The organism is Candidatus Dechloromonas phosphoritropha, from assembly GCA_016722705.1.
GTDB classification, from domain to species: Bacteria; Pseudomonadota; Gammaproteobacteria; order Burkholderiales; family Rhodocyclaceae; genus Azonexus; species Azonexus phosphoritrophus.
The window spans coordinates 120,391-135,965 of record JADKGN010000001.1 but is presented as its reverse complement, the minus strand read 5'-3'; the positions used below and the strand labels follow the sequence as shown (position 1 = coordinate 135,965).

The following is a 15,575-nucleotide window of genomic DNA, read 5'->3' as shown; positions in this document are numbered from 1 at the left end:
TATCGAAGAACTCCCCCAGCAGCCAATCAAGTTCTGCGGGAATGTGGCCGCATTCGTTGATGTAGCCGAGGACCTTCCAACGAGAGCGAACGGCAAAGGCATCCGCCTCGCTCTGCCGCTGGTTGTGCGTGAATCGGAAGCCCTTTTGCCTGCCTCCACAAGATCGGTGCTGTCGCAGATCAGGCGTTTGTCCGGAGCCAAGTTCCCAGTTCTGCGACGGTATGCAGACAAGCCAAGGGATGGTGTTCGAGCAGATGATCGTGAGGGTGCGCGCCGTAGGTGACGGCAAGACCATCGACACCCGCATTGTGCGCCATCAGGAGATCGTGCGAGGTATCGCCGATCATCAGTGTCGCTTCGCCCACGACGCCGAATTCCGCAATCAGTTCGTCAAGCATCTGCGGATGCGGCTTAGAATGGCATTCGTCGGCACAGCGCGACGCCCGAAACAGCGCGCGCAACCCCGAATGATCGAGCGCCCGTTCCAGCCCCAGGCGGCTCTTGCCGGTGGCAATCGCCAAAATGTGGCCAGCTGCATGCAATTCAGCAAGCATTTCGGGGATTCCCTCGAACAAGGTCAGTCGATGATCGGCGCCGAGATAGTGAAAACGGTAGCGATCAACCATCGCCTGATAGCGCTCCAGCGGCAGATCCGGCACCGCATGGCGCATCGCATCCGCTAGACCAAGTCCGATTACATGCCGGGCCTGGTCGTCGCTCGGCGGGGGATGTCCGACGTCGCGACACGCAGCCTGGATCGCCTGGACAATCGCTCCCGCCGAATCGAGCAGCGTGCCATCCCAGTCAAAAACCACAAGATCGTATTTCATGGAGTTGAGAGCCGTTGGCCGATGATTTGTTCCAGACTGTCGGCACTGAATTCACGCGCACTTTCGCCGTCGACCGCGGCAATGTGGCTGGCGATGGCATCCGGCAGTGGAGCGCTGCATTCCATAGGCGCTCCGCTGAGCGGGTGCCGCAACCCAATGCGCCAGGCATGCAGGGCCATGCGCTTGAGTCCGGCGCGCTTGAGATCGCGGTTCAGCGCAAAGTCACCGTATTTCTCGTCACCAAGAATCGCAAAGCCCAGATGCGCGAGATGCACCCGAATCTGATGGGTTCTCCCGGTTTTCAGTTGGGCCTCGAGCAGGCTCATCTCCGGCCAGCGCGCCAGCAGCCGGAACACCGTATGCGCCGCCTTGCCTTCCGGATTGACCGATACCCGCCGCTCGCCGCCTTCCGTCAGATATTTGTACAGCGGCAGTTTGACGTGCTGCAAAATGTTCATCCAGCGCCCCTTGACCAACACCAGATAACGCTTGTCGGCCCCCGCGCCGTGTTCGCGGAACATGTCGTGCAGGGCCGTCAAGGCTGACCGCTTCTTGCCGATCAGCAGGATGCCCGAGGTTTCGCGGTCAAGACGGTGGGCCAACTCGAGAAAGCGGGCCTCGGGGCGCTGCCGGCGAAGTGCCTCAATGACGCCAAAACTGACACCGCTGCCACCGTGCACTGCGATGCCGCTGGGCTTGTCGATGACCAGCATGGCTTCGTCCTCGTAGACTATCGGCAGATCGACGCGCTGCTTGGCAGCCTCGTCTACCTCGCGTTGGGGCCTTTCGGCGGTCCGCAGCGGCGGCAAACGCAGCAAGTCCCCCGCGCACAGCCGATAACCGGCGTCGACCCGACGGCTATTCACCCGGACCTCACCGCTGCGCAGAATGCGATAAAGATGGCTCCTGGGCACACCCTTGCAGATGCGAATCAGGAAGTTGTCGAGGCGCTGGCCCGGATCGTCCGCGCCGATCACCAGATGGGTGACTGATTTGTTACCAGCGCCATTCATTTTGCAATATACTGCCCACGCTTCATGTCCCAGTTTGCAGGAGATCCTGAACCGTCAGACCGCTAGCTTCGCGCCCTAGGCGCGACCGTCACGCGGCAGGCTCCAAAGTCTCCCTTGGCCAGTTGCAAAAGCCAGACCAACGTGAAGCGACCGGTTAAGTTCACTCACCAAAAGTAGTGATAGTAATGGATATGCCCACCGTAAGCACGCACGGATCGCCCGTTGCAGGAATTTTCAGGTCGCGCCTTTCAACAAAATATCTCGCGGCCATGTCTTGATCAGCACTTTCATCGTCGCTTTTGCCCTCTTACACATGACGCAACCCGATAACTGAAACTGTCGCTGCCTGCTCGGGACTCCGTTGCAGCGTGCCTTGGTGCGCTGGAGCCCCCAAATCATGAAACGCATGCTTTTCAATGCGACACAGGCCGAAGAACTCCGTGTCGCCATTGTCGATGGCCAGAAACTGATTGACCTCGACATTGAATCGGCCTCCAAGGAACAACGCAAGAGCAACATCTACAAGGGCGTCATCACCCGTATCGAACCCAGCCTTGAAGCCTGCTTCATCGACTACGGTGCCGAGAGGCACGGCTTTCTGCCCTTCAAAGAAATTTCCCGCGCCTATTTCCAGCCCGGCGTCGAGGTCAGCCGCGCCAAGATCAACGAGGCGCTGAAGGAAGGCCAGGAACTGATCGTTCAGGTCGACAAGGACGAGCGCGGAAACAAGGGTGCGGCCCTGACCACGTATGTTTCGCTTGCCGGCCGCTACCTCGTCCTGATGCCGAACAACCCGCGTGGCGGTGGCGTCTCGCGCCGCGTTGATGGCGACGAGCGGACCGAACTGCGCGACACGATGGATGAACTCGAGGTGCCCAACGGCATGAGCCTGATCGCCCGCACGGCAGCCATCGGACGCCAGGCTGAAGAACTGCAGTGGGATCTGAACTATCTGCTGCAACTCTGGAACGCCATCGAAGGCGCCGCCCGGCAACAGAGCGGCGCTTTCCTGATCTACCTCGAAGGCAGCCTGGTCATCCGTGCCATCCGTGATTACTTCCAGCCGGAAATCGGCGAAATCCTTATCGATACCGACGAGGTCTACGAACAGGCGCGCGCCTTCATGGGCACCGTCATGCCGGCCAACGTAAACCGCGTCAAGCGTTACCGCGATGACGTGCCGCTGTTCTCGCGTTTCCAGATCGAGCACCAGATCGAAACAGCCTTTGTCCGTCAGGTCAATCTGCCCTCCGGAGGAGCTGTCGTCATCGATCACACCGAGGCACTGGTCGCCGTCGACGTCAACTCGGGTCGCGCCACCAGGGGAGCCGACATTGAGGAAACCGCCTACAAAACCAACCTCGAAGCTGCTGAAGAACTGGCTCGCCAGTTGCGTCTGCGCGACCTGGGCGGCCTGATCGTCATCGACTTCATCGACATGGAGAACCAGCGCAACCAGCGCGAAGTTGAGAACCGCCTGCGCGATGCGCTGCGATTCGACCGTGCCCGCGTGCAGATGGGCAAGATCAGCCGTTTCGGCCTGATGGAACTGTCGCGCCAGCGGCTGCGTCCGGCCCTGGCTGAAACCAGCTACATCTCGTGCCCGCGCTGCACCGGCACCGGCCATATCCGCTCCACTGAATCCGCCGCGCTGCACATCCTGCGTATCCTGGAAGAAGAAGCAATGAAAGAGAACACGGGGGCCGTGCATGTCCAGGTTCCCGTCGATGTCGCCACCTTCCTGCTCAACGAGAAGCGCCCCGACATCCAGGCCATTGAGTTGCGGCACAAGGTGACCATGCTGCTCATCCCAAACCTCCATCTCGAGACGCCCGCCCACACGATTACCCGGCTGCGCCATGATGACCTGAACAACGAGGACCCGCGCGAACCTTCCTACAAGATGGTTGATGTGCCGCTTGAGGAAGCAATAAAGCAGGCCACCCAGCAGGAAGTCGCCAAGCCCCGCCAGGAAGCCGTCATCAAGGGCGTTTCCCCGGAGCAACCTGCGCCGAATCTATCCCAAAAAGTAATCACTGCGCCGGTTGAAGCACCTGCAACGCCTCCAGTGGATTCAGGACAAGGTGTTTTTTCAAGGATCATCGCTCTGTTCCGCAAGGCGCCGGCGCCTGCTGCACCGCCACCGGCTTCCGAACCACTCAAGGCGGCGGGCGAAGCCCGCAGCGTAGGCCGCAGCGAGCGCGGGCCGGTCCGTGACAGCCGTCGCGGCGGCAGGAACACCAGCAGTCGCCGCAGCGAGGAACCCGGCGAGCGCACCGGCGAACGCCAGGAACGTTCCACCGTCCGCGGCGAGCGCAATGCCGAAAATATCTCGCGCGAAGAAGCGAACGCAACCGTTGGCGAGCGTCAGGAACGTCGTCCGCGCGGCGAGCGCAAGGAACGCCCGCCGCGCCAGCAACCTCAAGCCGTCGAAAACAGGCTTATCCAGCCTGTCACGACCGGCGAGGTCGTGCCAAACAGCCTCCCGCCCGACACAAACGCAGCCCAAGAAGGAGTTGGCACCAGCGAAGATCAGGCCAGTCGCCGCCGGGGTCGCAGGGGTGGTCGCAGTCGCGGCGAAAGGCGTAATGACGCTGACGGCGCCGTTGCCACGGACGTCACGGAAGCAGCACTCGACTCCATCGCGCCATTCAGCAAGGAACCGGTGGTGGTCGTGATTCCTCCAATCGAGGGTGAGACCGGGGTTGTAGAGGAGATTTCCACGGTATCGGCGCCAGTCGACGCATTGCCGGTTGTCTCGGAGGCCGCCCTGTTGGCTAGCGAGACCGTTCCAGCTTTGCTGGCCAGTGAGATCTCCGCGCCTGAAGCGGTTACGGTCGACATTGCAAAAAGCAGCGAAACTACCTCGTTGCCGATACCCGCCGCCGTCACGCAGGAGGTCGCGCTGGAAAAGGCACTGACCGAGAGCGGGCTGATCCTTGTTCAGACGACGGCGCCTGCCGCAGTCGTTCCAAACGAACCGGAACCCCACCTTGGCCGGCCCCGCAAGCAGCAGCCGCGAACACCGGCCGGTGAAGCGCCGCTGGTCATGGTTGAAACCGCCAAATAGGCGGGCGATACAGGAAAACGAAGGGGCGCTCACGGGCGCCCCTTCGTCTTTTCTCCGCCCTCGGTTCAAGCCTCGTCGACGCGCCGCCTGAGTTCGTCGACCAACCCCTGGGCACCGTCCTCAATCATGTCGAGGACGAGGTCAAACCCATGCCCCAGACCATAGTAAGGATCAGGGACTTCGTCATCGTCGAAGTTTCTGGCGTATTCCATGAACAGTTTGAGGCGCTCATGACTCTCTGGTGGAGCCATACGGCGCAGGTTGTCGAGATTACTCTTGTCCATTGCCAGGATCAGGTCGAAGTATTCGAGATCCTGTGCCGCAACCTTGCGGGCCCGCAACTGAGAAAGGTTATAACCTCTTGCCGCCGCAGCACGCTGCGTCCTGGAATCCGGCGCCTCTCCGACATGGTAACCATGCGTTCCAGCAGAATCAACTTCAACAAACTCTTCCAACATATTGGTTCGTATATATTTTCGCAAGACTCCTTCGGCCGTTGGAGAACGGCAGATATTGCCCATGCAGACCAGCAACACTCGATAGCTCATATCACCTCATCTCCATCGCGGTCATGCGGCGCCGCACCGAATACCCGTTCCCGCAGGCGGAACAATTCATCGCGAGCGGTTGCCGCTTTTTCGAATTCCAGATTTCGCGCCGACTCGAGCATCACTTTTTCCAGGCGCCGGATTTCCCTTGCCACTGTCTTCTCACCCATGGCCTCGTAGGCCACCTGCTGTTGCGCCGCCTTCAGTTCACTTTGGGCGGACTCCGCGTCATAGACACCGTCGATCATGTCCTTGATCGTCTTTGATACGCCACGCGGTGTGATCCCGTGTTCCGTATTGAAGAGAATCTGCTTCGCGCGACGCCGTTCGGTTTCACCGATGGCCCGCTGCATCGACTGTGTAATCGTATCAGCATAGAGGATCGCTGTGCCATTGATATGGCGAGCCGCACGGCCCATTGTCTGGATCAGCGAACGCTCGGAGCGCAGGAATCCCTCCTTGTCAGCATCAAGAATCGTGACCAAGGAAACCTCGGGAATATCGAGCCCCTCACGCAGCAGATTGATGCCGACCAATACGTCGAACATGCCTAGACGCAGGTCACGAATGATCTCGACCCGCTCGACCGTGTCGATGTCGGAGTGCAGATAACGCACCCTGACCCCGTTGTCTGCCAGGAAATCGGTGAGGTCCTCCGCCATGCGCTTGGTCAGCGTGGTGACCAGCACCCGTTCCGCGGCATTCGCCCGTTGCCGGATTTCCGATAGCAGGTCATCGACCTGAGTGGACGCGGGTCGCACGATCACCTTGGGGTCGATCAGTCCGGTTGGCCGCACTAGTTGCTCGACCACCTGTCCGGTGCGCCGGTTTTCATAGTCTGCCGGCGTTGCCGAGACAAAGATCGTCTGCCGCAGGTGAGCCTCGAACTCATTGAACTGCAAGGGTCTGTTATCCAGCGCTGAAGGCAGGCGAAAGCCATAACCGACAAGGTTTTCCTTGCGCGAGCGATCACCCTTGTACATGCCACCAACCTGGCCGATGGTGACGTGCGACTCATCGATGAATATCAATGCATCGGACGGCAGGTAGTCGATCAAGGTCGGTGGCGGTTCGCCCGCTTGGCGGCCCGAGAAATGGCGCGAGTAATTCTCGATTCCCTTGCAGAAGCCGATCTGGTCGAGGAGTTCGAGATCGAAACGGGTGCGCTGTTCGATGCGCTGGGCTTCGACCAGCTTGTTGTTCCGGGAGAAGAAATCAACGCGCTCGAGAAGTTCTTCCTTGATCGCCTCGATGGCACGCAGCACCGTTCCACGGGGCGTCACGTAATGCGAAGCCGGAAAGACCGTGAAGCGCAGCGCCTTGTGCAACAGGTGGCCTGTCAGTGGGTCGAAAAACTGCAAGCCGTCTATTTCATCGTCAAACAATGAGACACGGATCGCGTGCTCGGCATGCTCCGCGGGAAAAATGTCGATCACGTCGCCGCGCACGCGGAAGATCCCGCGGTGAAAATCCATGTCATTGCGCTCGTACTGCATCTCGCTCAGGCGCCTGACGATTGCACGCTGGTCCAGGCGATCGCCGACCCGCATGGTCAGGATCATGTTGTGATACTCGTCTCGATCGCCGATGCCGTAAATGCAGGAAACGGTGGCCACGATCACCACGTCGCGCCGCTCAATCAGGCTTTTCGTGGCCGATAGCCGCATCTGCTCGATGTGGTCGTTGATCGAACTGTCTTTCTCGATATACAGGTCGCGCGAGGGTACGTAAGCCTCTGGCTGGTAATAGTCGTAGTACGAAACGAAGTACTCAACAGCGTTTTCCGGGAAGAATTCCTTGAACTCCGAGTACAACTGGGCAGCCAGCGTCTTGTTGGGCGCCAGCACAAGCGCCGGCCTACCGGTCTGGGCGATCACGTTCGCCATTGTGTAGGTCTTGCCCGATCCGGTGACCCCGAGCAGCGTCTGGTAGGACAATCCATCCGCCAGTCCCGCGACCAGAAGGCGGATTGCCTCGGGCTGGTCGCCCGCTGGGAGGAATGGCTGGTGCAGCCGGTAGGGACTGCCGTTAAAGGAGACAACCGGAGTGTCGGTCTTGGTTTCACTCATGCTAGAATTCCATGGTTTTGCTCGCACTGCAACACTGCTGCGCGGACAGTGTTTCTATTATTTCATGGAGTTCCTATGCCCTCTTCAATCTTTGCTGCGGTGGAATTGGCCCCGCGCGACCCCATTCTCGGACTGAATGAAGCCTTCAACACCGATCCCCGTGACACCAAGGTCAATCTCGGCGTCGGCGTGTACTTTGACGACAACGGCAAGCTTCCACTGCTCGGCGCAGTCAGGATTGCTGAGGAAACTCGCCTGAAGGCAGCGCCACCACGTGGCTATCAGCCGATCGAAGGCGCGCCCGCCTATAACCAGGCCGTGCAGAACCTGCTTTTCGGAAAGGATTCCTCGCTGCTCGCCAACGGTCAGGTGATCACCGCCCAGGCACTCGGCGGTACCGGTGCGCTGAAGGTCGGTGCCGACTATCTGAAGCGCCTCAACCCCGATGCCAAGGTATATCTCAGCGATCCCTCGTGGGAAAATCACCGCGCCCTCTTCGAATCTGCCGGTTTTGTCGTCGAGAATTACGCTTACTACGACGCTGCCACGCGCGGCGTCAACTTTGCCGGGATGAAGGCATCCCTGAATGACGTGGCAGCCGGTTCTATCATTGTTCTGCATGCCTGCTGCCACAATCCGACCGGCGCCGACCTCTCACAAGCTCAATGGGAGGAAGTGGTCGGAATTTGCAAGGAAAAGAACCTGGTACCTTTTCTCGACATGGCTTACCAGGGTTTTGCCGACGGGATCGACGCCGACGCAGTCGCTGTATGCACACTTTCGTCCTCCGGCCTCCAGTTCTTTATCGCCAGCTCCTTCTCGAAGAGCTTCTCGCTCTATGGTGAGCGTGTCGGTGCGCTCACCATCATTACCGCGAGCAAGGAAGAATCGGCGCGTGTCATGTCGCAGGTCAAGCGCGTCATCCGCACCAACTACTCCAATCCGCCGATCCATGGTGGGGCCTTGGTTGCCGGTGTGCTTGCATCCCCTGAATTACACCAGATGTGGGAAACGGAGTTGGCCGGGATGCGTGATCGCATCCGTGGCATGCGCATCAGTCTGGTCGATGCAATCAAGGCGCAGGGCGTGGCGCGGGACTTTTCTTTCATCGTCCAGCAGCGCGGGATGTTCTCGTACACCGGACTGACGGCTGCGCAAGTGGAGCGCATGAAGGAGGACTTCGGCATCTATGCCGTGTCGACAGGCCGCATCTGTCTGGCTGCACTGAACTCGAAGAACGTCGATTATGTTGCCAAGGCTATCGCCACGGTGACCAACGACTGATCCGGGCGGACAGCAAGCAACCCAGGCGAGGTGGCTCCCTCGCCTTTTTTCGTGCGCCCGGCTGAGCACTCACTTGGAGGTGGAACTCCTCTGCTCACCTGGCGTTCGTGGCTCAATCCTCGATTCTCAGCTGCTCCGGTTCGATAATCAGGAAACGGGCGAAACGACCCTCCTCCCGGCTACCATCGTTGCTGACGACGATGATACACTGGCGACCGTCGATCACCGCTTCGCTGATCCCTTCGGCGTGCTCGAAGCCGGACAGTCCCGCAACGCTGACCCGGCGCGGTCGATTTTCATCGCCGCCAGCCCAGAACCATAGATCGAATTCGAGCTGTTCACGGGCCATCGGTCCACCGATCAGCAAATAGCCGGCCAAAGAGGTCACCCAAGCCATGCCGCGAATGCCGTTGCTCCCGAGATCGAGTGTCGTCAAAGTAGCGCCGATCCGCGGCTGCTCATCGCCGTCGAAGATGGCGTCGGGATTCTCGATGCTGGCGATGATCGCCCACTCTCCGAGCAGCGGACTGCGAAATCCGATCAGCAGGCGCCTCTGGTCGGCGCTCATCTCCAGCGCCTCAATGTTCAACCCACCTTCGCTCTTGACTTGGCGTATCCCGGCGGAGGCGGCAAGTTCCGGGTGCGCTGCCGCCAGGGCAACCTTCAGGCTGCCGATCACCCTGGGATCGACGACGCTTTCGCCCTCGATGCGAAAGCGCACCAGTCTTTCCCTGGATTTCCGCTCGTCGCCATTGCTGTCTCGGGAATGCGAGGTGATGGCGTAGATGTTGCCGGTCCGGTCGGCGGTAACACCCTCGAGGTCGTCAAGCTTCCAGAAGTCGCCATCGCCCCACGACCAGAATGGTGCCTCCAGGGCCGTGCACCTGATGCGGTCGGCATCGATGCTCAGCAAGCTGAGCGCAGAGCGCATGCTTCTCTTCGTCTTCGATGACGATGAAGCGGCCGTCGGCGAGCTGCTGGATGCCGGATGACTCGTAGACGCCGGTCAGGGGTTGAAAGCTGGGTATGTCATTCTGTGCCACTACAGCCGTCTCCAATCAAGATTGCCGGCGCCTGCGGCGCGTTCAGTCGCCGCCGCCGGTTGGCGAACACTGCCGGATACGCGTGGCCAGTCGATAGACGTCTTCGCCCGCGCCGGGCAGAACGGCGAATGTCCGATCGGCGCTTGCGGTCGCAATCCGTTTGCCATCCGGGCTGAAGGCAATCTCGCCAACGGGCCCGTTGTGTATGGTCATCGTCTTGACCAGTTCGCCGGATTGCGCGTCGTACAGGCGCACCGCCGAATCCTCGCAGGCCACCGCGACCTGCTTGCCGTCAGCGCTGAACGCGACTGAATAGCAGTACGTGTTTCGCGGCAACCCGATCAATTTCTGCGAATCCGCCGTCGACTTGGCCAGATCCGCGTAAGCCCACATGTACAACGCTCTCGGCGCCAGGGCCGCCAGCCTGCTTCCGTCAGTGCTGATGGCGACGTCGCCGAGGCGAACCCCGTTCAATGAGATTTGCCCGAGTTCCTCGCCAGCGCGGCTCCAGCGCTTGAGCAATCCCTCGCTGCTTACAGTGACCAGCGTTGCGTCACCCGGATGAAACGCGACAGCCATAATCTGTGAATACTTTTGCGCGCGCACCTTGGGAAGGAGCACAGGATTTGATTCAGCACCGGGTTCGTTCCATCGGTAGAGACGCGCGTGGCCATCGGCGCTGGCCGTGGCCAGATACGAACCATCCGGGCTGAAGGCGACATCCCGCAACTGGTCGTCATGCTTGGCGACAAACTCCATGGGCTGTCCCGTCGCGACATCCCACAGGCGAGCTGTGTTATCGAAGCTCGCCGTGGCCAGGCGCCTGCCGGTTGGGTCAAATGCGACGCGATAAACCTCGCCCTTGTGCCCGGCCAGGGTAAAGCGCAGCGCCGGTAGGTCGCCGGAAACATCCCAGATCTTGACGATGCCATCGGCCGCCGCCGTCGCCAACACCCTGCCGTCGGGGCTGAAGGCGACGCCATGCAGCGGCGACGTGTGGCGGCTGATGTCCCACACCTTGACCAAGTTGTCCCGTCCGCCGCTCGCCACGCGTCGACCGTCAGCGCTGAATGCCACCGCCTCGACCCAGCCGCGGTGCCCCTTGAGCACCAGCAGACTCTCACCGGTGGCGCTGTCCCAGATTCTCACCGTCTGGTCGCCGCTGGCGCTCGCGATGCGCGATCCGTCGGGGCTGATGGCGATGTCGCGAACGCGATCGGTGTGGCCCGCAAGAACATCGATGTCCCACGGGACATCAAGTCGCTCCCGTCCGGAAGGAGCATCTGCAGCGAGGATCTCGTCCAGTTCGCCCTTCGCCGGCTCGAAGATACGAATGCGGTTGTCCCGACCGGCGACGACAATCTTCTTGCCGTCCGGCGTGAACTGCACGGCGTCGCCCGGTTGTCGATTCGGCAGGCTTAGCAGACGCTTCCGGGTGGCGATGCCCCAAATTTCCGTATGGGTTCTGTCAGCCGCACCTTTTTCTACACTGACCGTCGCCAGGCAACATCCGTCAGGGCTGAAGGCCAGACCCATCACCCACGCCCCGCTCAGGTCGATCACGGCCAGTGGTTGGCTAGTCGGCGACTGCAGATCCCACACCTTGATCAGGCGCTCCTTTCCGTCCACGCCTTGGCCCGCCGTGGCAAGGCGCTTGCCATCGGCGCTGATGGCGACCGCGTCGTAGATGAGGCTTCCGTGTTCGAATGCCGTCGCAATCTCCGGCCGGGCGAGATCCCAGACGTAGGCGACCTTGCCCGCGGTCACCAGCAATCGGCCATCGTTGCCGAGAAAGGAGACTGTTCGCACATCCTGATCGAAACTCAGACTTGGTGCCGACGCGTCCGGCCAGTCGAGGTTCAAGCTCCAGACTGTCGCCTTGCGGCCCCTGGTGCCGACCGCAACCTTGTCGCCGTTCGGGCTGAAACCCACACCCCATACCCAGTCGCCGAAATCTGCCGTCCTCGGCTCATAGCCCGTGGCACGTATCGCCTGACGCAGCGCATCCTCGGCCTCGGGGGTTGCGGGCAGAAGGAATTGGCGCGTCTCGTCGGCCGCCGCGATGGCGACATCCAGGGCTCGCACCGGGTCCGTCTGCGCGATCACGGCGACTCGGGCGGCGCTCGCGTTTGCCTCGGCACGGTGATGCTGGATGAAGGAATACAGCCAGCCAGGAACCGTAATCAGCGCAAAAGCCGAGGCAACGATTAGCAGGCGCCGCTGCCTGCGGCGGCGAGCCTCCTCCTGCTGTTGCCTGCTGGCGGCTTCGCGCTCCTGTTTCTCGACGTAACGGTGCCGCCATTCGACCAGCGCCGCGGCGAGCACGTCATGATAGATCTCGTAATACGTTGCCTCCGGCTGGTCGATCGCCGACGCCGTCGTGCGCAGGATGCGCTGTTCCGACAAGGCGTGCAGAACCTGTGGAACGTACTCCCTGAGCGGGCCGGCCCAGCCCAAAAGGTCGTCGCGAGCGCAGGCGACCTTGCCTCCGCTCGGCGTGACGAGGCGATCGAAGAAGGTTGCGCATACGGCCTGGCTCGTCTCGTCTAGCTGCGACATCACTGCCCCCAGATGGCTGCGCACGATCTCCTGCGCCCCGCCGAGGCGATCGAACGTCACCCGGCGCAGCACCCGGGACTGCCCCGCCATCTCCTGCGACCACAAGCGGGTCAGCACCAGTTGCAGGAAGGGCGCCTCGACTAGCCCGTCCTCATTCCTCAATGGCGCGCCGCCGGACTGGTGGCCCACTGAGACGCGCCCGGCTCGGACCTGTTCGATCAACGCCGACACCAGGGCGTCCTCGGCGGAAACCGGTAGCATGGAGGCGTTTTTGCGGTTCCAGACTTCCAGTGGGCAACGGATGGCCTCCGCCGCGCCGTCGGCGTCGAGGTGTTTGAGGCGCAAGCGGTTGCTCAGCAGGTTGGGGATACGCTCCTGAAAGCGGTCTAGTTTGGCCAGACTGTCTTCGCGCATCGCGATGAGGAAGCCGACATCCACGTCCTCCCGGTTGATCGCGCGTGCAAGCTGCGCCTCGAAGGAGGTCGGCGCGTTCCCTTTCTCGTGGTAAAGAAAGTACTCCTCGAACTGATCGAGGATGACCAGAACGGTTTCGCGCGCGCACTCGCAACAGGCGCGCAACAGTTCATCCAGCGGCAAGTCTTCCGCCGGCAGATTCGCGTCCCCGACGCAATTCCTCACCGCCGCGATGCAGGCCCGGGCCAGCCGTTGCTGGAAGTCTTCTCCGACCCACTCACGGAAAACGACGACGGGAATCCGGGGCCGGTCGCGATGAAGTTGCGGAACCACGCCCGCCATTAGCACCGAACTCTTGCCGACGCCGCTGGATCCATAGAAAACTGTTAGCGGCGAGGCCAGTACGTTGGCGATGATGATGCGTTGATCCTTTTGACGCCCGAAGAAATATTCGCGGTGCTCCTCGAGAAATGGCTGGAGACCGACGTACGGACAAGTCTCAAGGTCGCGCGCTGCGGTCATTTTGGCGCCCTCTCCCGCAATTTTGCGACGAACTTGTCGATCACGATCTGGAAGGGATACACCCCGCGCCGCTGCCAGAGTTTTACTTCGAGTTCCGATATCTGTTCATCGACAGCCCACGACGGAATTTCTTCATCCGCTTCCGCCGTCGTGCGCCGGGCGAAGTACCGACTCAGACTGCGTATGGCAACACGCAGGTTCCAGTCGTGCAGGCGGCAGCCAACGAAGAGCAGGCTGCGGTCACGGAGATATGCAAAGAACAGCGATGGAATCGCCGACTTGGCCGCCACCCGCGAGAGGAACTCCACGTGGTCGTCCTCGGTGATCACGAACCCATCCCACTCGTCATTTTCCGGGCGTACCGAGCCGTGCATCTTGAAGATCACCGTCGTCGTCGCCAGATCGATGTCCAGCTCGTTCGGAGACGGGGTCCGCGGCTGAGTGTCGCCGTGAGGCCACCAGAGAACGGCGCTGGCGAGATCCTTGCGGTCGGCGGGATAGATTACCAGATCGTAAGGCTTCCCGACCGCGCGGAATGCCTGTTCGATCTGGGTGTCAAAGCCGGTGCTCAGAATCAGAAGCGGAACAGGCACCTCCGCGAGAAGACCGTACAGCGGAGGAACGCAGATTCCAGCATCCGCCTGCGGGACCAGGATCTGGCGCAAGCGCTCCCGCAGCGCCGGGCGACCCTGGAAAGTCTCGTAGTAGGACGAAACCTGCGCAAGATCGTCATCGTCCGCGTGCAACGCCATGTCTTCCGCGAGAACGTGCGACAGTTCAACACCACTCGGAAGGTAGCGCGCCTGCGCACTGCCGGGAACCGCGTCGGGGGAGCGCTCCGTCGACGTCGCCCGATCGCCGATGAAAAGCACCACGCGCCCCTTCCAGAGAGCGCGGGCGATTTCGCCAAACGGCGGCGGCGCTTTTTCGGATGAACGCGTTTGCTCCTGTGCCTGATCGGCAAGCCGCTGCTGAACATAGGCGCGCAGATCGTTGCGCAGATGGTCGCGAAAGGCTTCGGGCGAGTCGTACTCGGCGAATCCTCCGCGCAGCGATCCGTCCGGATTCCTGAAACGGTTGAAGAACTGCCGCACGCGCCCGCGCTGTTCGAGCCTGGCGGCCGCGTCTGGCTGGTCTGGATCGATGGAAACCGCACTGGTGCATCGATAGACGAGAACATGCGGTGGCGGTGCCGGTGGATTGCCTTGCAGGGCATCCTCGTACTCCCACTCGCTACCCGAGAGATAGGCCGAACCATCCTTCCTGCGGAACGTATCCGGCAGCTGGGTTCCCATGCGCGACCACAGGATGACGATGACCACATCGCATTGCGACGGCTTGGGCAGCCCCCGATTCACCGCTTCCTGGGGCGTCAGGGTTGCCGGCATGGCCGCCGGTGCCGCCGAGTCGTCCCAACGCACCGCTTCGCATGTCACCTGTCCGCGCAGAAGAGGATCCTTCGGGATCTCCTGCTCGACCACTTCCTGCGCCAAGGTTCTTTCCCTGGCAACGTCTCCCGGCGAGGAAATGAAACAGCGGAGGTGCATTTGCGGTTGATCTCCATGCCCTGTGGCCCAAATTGACTGTAGCACCGAAGCGTGAGATTTACAAAGGAGGATCGCCACAATCCGCACGATACCGGAAAAGCCCGGCAGGCCCAGTCAAAGCGAACTCCGAACCGCCCAAACATGCCTGGTGCGGCGGAATCGCCCGGCTTACATCCGGAAACATCTCCATACAGAATTGCTGTCGGCAGGCGGCCTGGCGGAGGCGTTATTCAGTTCATGAACATCAACCAGGAAACGTCATGTCAAGGCTTCTGAAAATTGCCGCCTCACTCATCGCGCTTTCAAGCTTGACCGCGTGCACGGTGATACCACCCCAGATTGCCTACACCGGCCCCAGCATCGGGATCGTGACTGTCGGTCCGGCGCCCTATTACAGGGGTCCTGGCCCGTACTATGCTCCGCCTCCACGCGGATACGGCTACGGATATGACTACGGGTATGGCCGTCGCCGCTGGTAATCGCGGCTGGAAACAGCCTGTACGGTCGTCGGCCTGAAGCCAAAGTAGCGCGTCGGGCGGCCGCCCAGCGTCAGGGTACTGGGCTCTCATCGGCCAAACAGCGTTAATTTAACTGTGTCATAAATCACGCCTAACTGCTCCGCAGCACGGGTATTGTCGAAGCTGCTTGGCGATGCGTGTGGCGATGAGAACGCGAA

8 protein-coding genes and 1 pseudogene are annotated in these 15,575 nt (G+C 61.1%); 2 read left to right on the top strand and 7 right to left on the bottom strand.

The window, feature by feature from the left end:
- Positions 1 to 179: 179 nt before the first annotated feature.
- Positions 180 to 830, bottom strand: coding sequence for an HAD-IA family hydrolase (locus IPP03_00600; GenBank protein MBL0351275.1), 651 nt, complete (start codon positions 828 to 830; stop codon positions 180 to 182).
- The gene (locus IPP03_00595) at positions 827 to 1,843 is read right to left on the bottom strand and encodes an RluA family pseudouridine synthase (protein ID MBL0351274.1); all 1,017 of its coding nucleotides are present in this window, start codon (positions 1,841 to 1,843) and stop codon (positions 827 to 829) included. The genes IPP03_00600 and IPP03_00595 overlap by 4 nt, the downstream gene beginning before the upstream one ends.
- A gap of 397 nt (positions 1,844 to 2,240) precedes the next feature.
- Between IPP03_00595 and IPP03_00590 the strand changes: the two genes are divergently transcribed.
- Complete coding sequence (locus IPP03_00590; GenBank protein MBL0351273.1) at positions 2,241 to 4,913, top strand: Rne/Rng family ribonuclease; 2,673 nt, start codon at positions 2,241 to 2,243, stop codon at positions 4,911 to 4,913.
- Between the two features lie 65 nt (positions 4,914 to 4,978).
- Here IPP03_00590 and IPP03_00585 read toward each other — a convergent pair whose 3' ends face one another.
- Both IPP03_00585 and uvrB read right to left on the bottom strand, forming a co-directional pair.
- Positions 4,979 to 5,461, bottom strand: a complete 483-nt coding sequence (locus IPP03_00585) for a low molecular weight phosphotyrosine protein phosphatase (protein ID MBL0351272.1) — start codon at positions 5,459 to 5,461, stop codon at positions 4,979 to 4,981.
- Positions 5,458 to 7,530, bottom strand: coding sequence for an excinuclease ABC subunit UvrB (gene uvrB / locus IPP03_00580; GenBank protein ID MBL0351271.1), 2,073 nt, complete (start codon positions 7,528 to 7,530; stop codon positions 5,458 to 5,460). Before uvrB ends, IPP03_00585 begins: the two co-directional genes overlap by 4 nt.
- A gap of 75 nt (positions 7,531 to 7,605) precedes the next feature.
- Between uvrB and IPP03_00575 the strand changes: the two genes are divergently transcribed.
- Positions 7,606 to 8,814: an aspartate/tyrosine/aromatic aminotransferase gene (locus IPP03_00575; GenBank protein MBL0351270.1), complete on the top strand. Its 1,209-nt coding sequence runs from the start codon at positions 7,606 to 7,608 to the stop codon at positions 8,812 to 8,814.
- 112 nt (positions 8,815 to 8,926) lie between these two features.
- Here the strand turns inward: IPP03_00575 and IPP03_00570 are convergent.
- From IPP03_00570 to IPP03_00560, 3 genes and pseudogenes are all read right to left on the bottom strand, one after another.
- Positions 8,927 to 9,857, bottom strand: a pseudogene (locus IPP03_00570) (DUF3616 domain-containing protein).
- 42 nt (positions 9,858 to 9,899) lie between these two features.
- A complete protein-coding gene (locus IPP03_00565; GenBank protein MBL0351269.1) occupies positions 9,900 to 13,352 on the bottom strand; it encodes a WD40 repeat domain-containing protein in 3,453 nt (1,150 codons plus the stop codon).
- On the bottom strand, positions 13,349 to 14,899 hold the full coding sequence (locus IPP03_00560; GenBank protein MBL0351268.1) for an SIR2 family protein: 1,551 nt from the start codon (positions 14,897 to 14,899) through the stop codon (positions 13,349 to 13,351). The genes IPP03_00565 and IPP03_00560 overlap by 4 nt, the downstream gene beginning before the upstream one ends.
- Positions 14,900 to 15,575 lie beyond the last annotated feature (676 nt).

What these genes read in the sequence shown, in the direction of transcription:
- IPP03_00600 (MBL0351275.1), bottom strand. Translation starts at nt 830, where the DNA reads ATGAAATACGATCTTGTGGTTTTTGACTGGGATGGCACGCTGCTCGAT.
- IPP03_00595 (MBL0351274.1), bottom strand. Translation starts at nt 1,843, where the DNA reads ATGAATGGCGCTGGTAACAAATCAGTCACCCATCTGGTGATCGGCGCG.
- IPP03_00590 (MBL0351273.1), top strand. Translation starts at nt 2,241, where the DNA reads ATGAAACGCATGCTTTTCAATGCGACACAGGCCGAAGAACTCCGTGTC.
- IPP03_00585 (MBL0351272.1), bottom strand. Translation starts at nt 5,461, where the DNA reads ATGAGCTATCGAGTGTTGCTGGTCTGCATGGGCAATATCTGCCGTTCT.
- uvrB (MBL0351271.1), bottom strand. Translation starts at nt 7,530, where the DNA reads ATGAGTGAAACCAAGACCGACACTCCGGTTGTCTCCTTTAACGGCAGT.
- IPP03_00575 (MBL0351270.1), top strand. Translation starts at nt 7,606, where the DNA reads ATGCCCTCTTCAATCTTTGCTGCGGTGGAATTGGCCCCGCGCGACCCC.
- IPP03_00565 (MBL0351269.1), bottom strand. Translation starts at nt 13,352, where the DNA reads ATGACCGCAGCGCGCGACCTTGAGACTTGTCCGTACGTCGGTCTCCAG.
- IPP03_00560 (MBL0351268.1), bottom strand. Translation starts at nt 14,899, where the DNA reads ATGCACCTCCGCTGTTTCATTTCCTCGCCGGGAGACGTTGCCAGGGAA.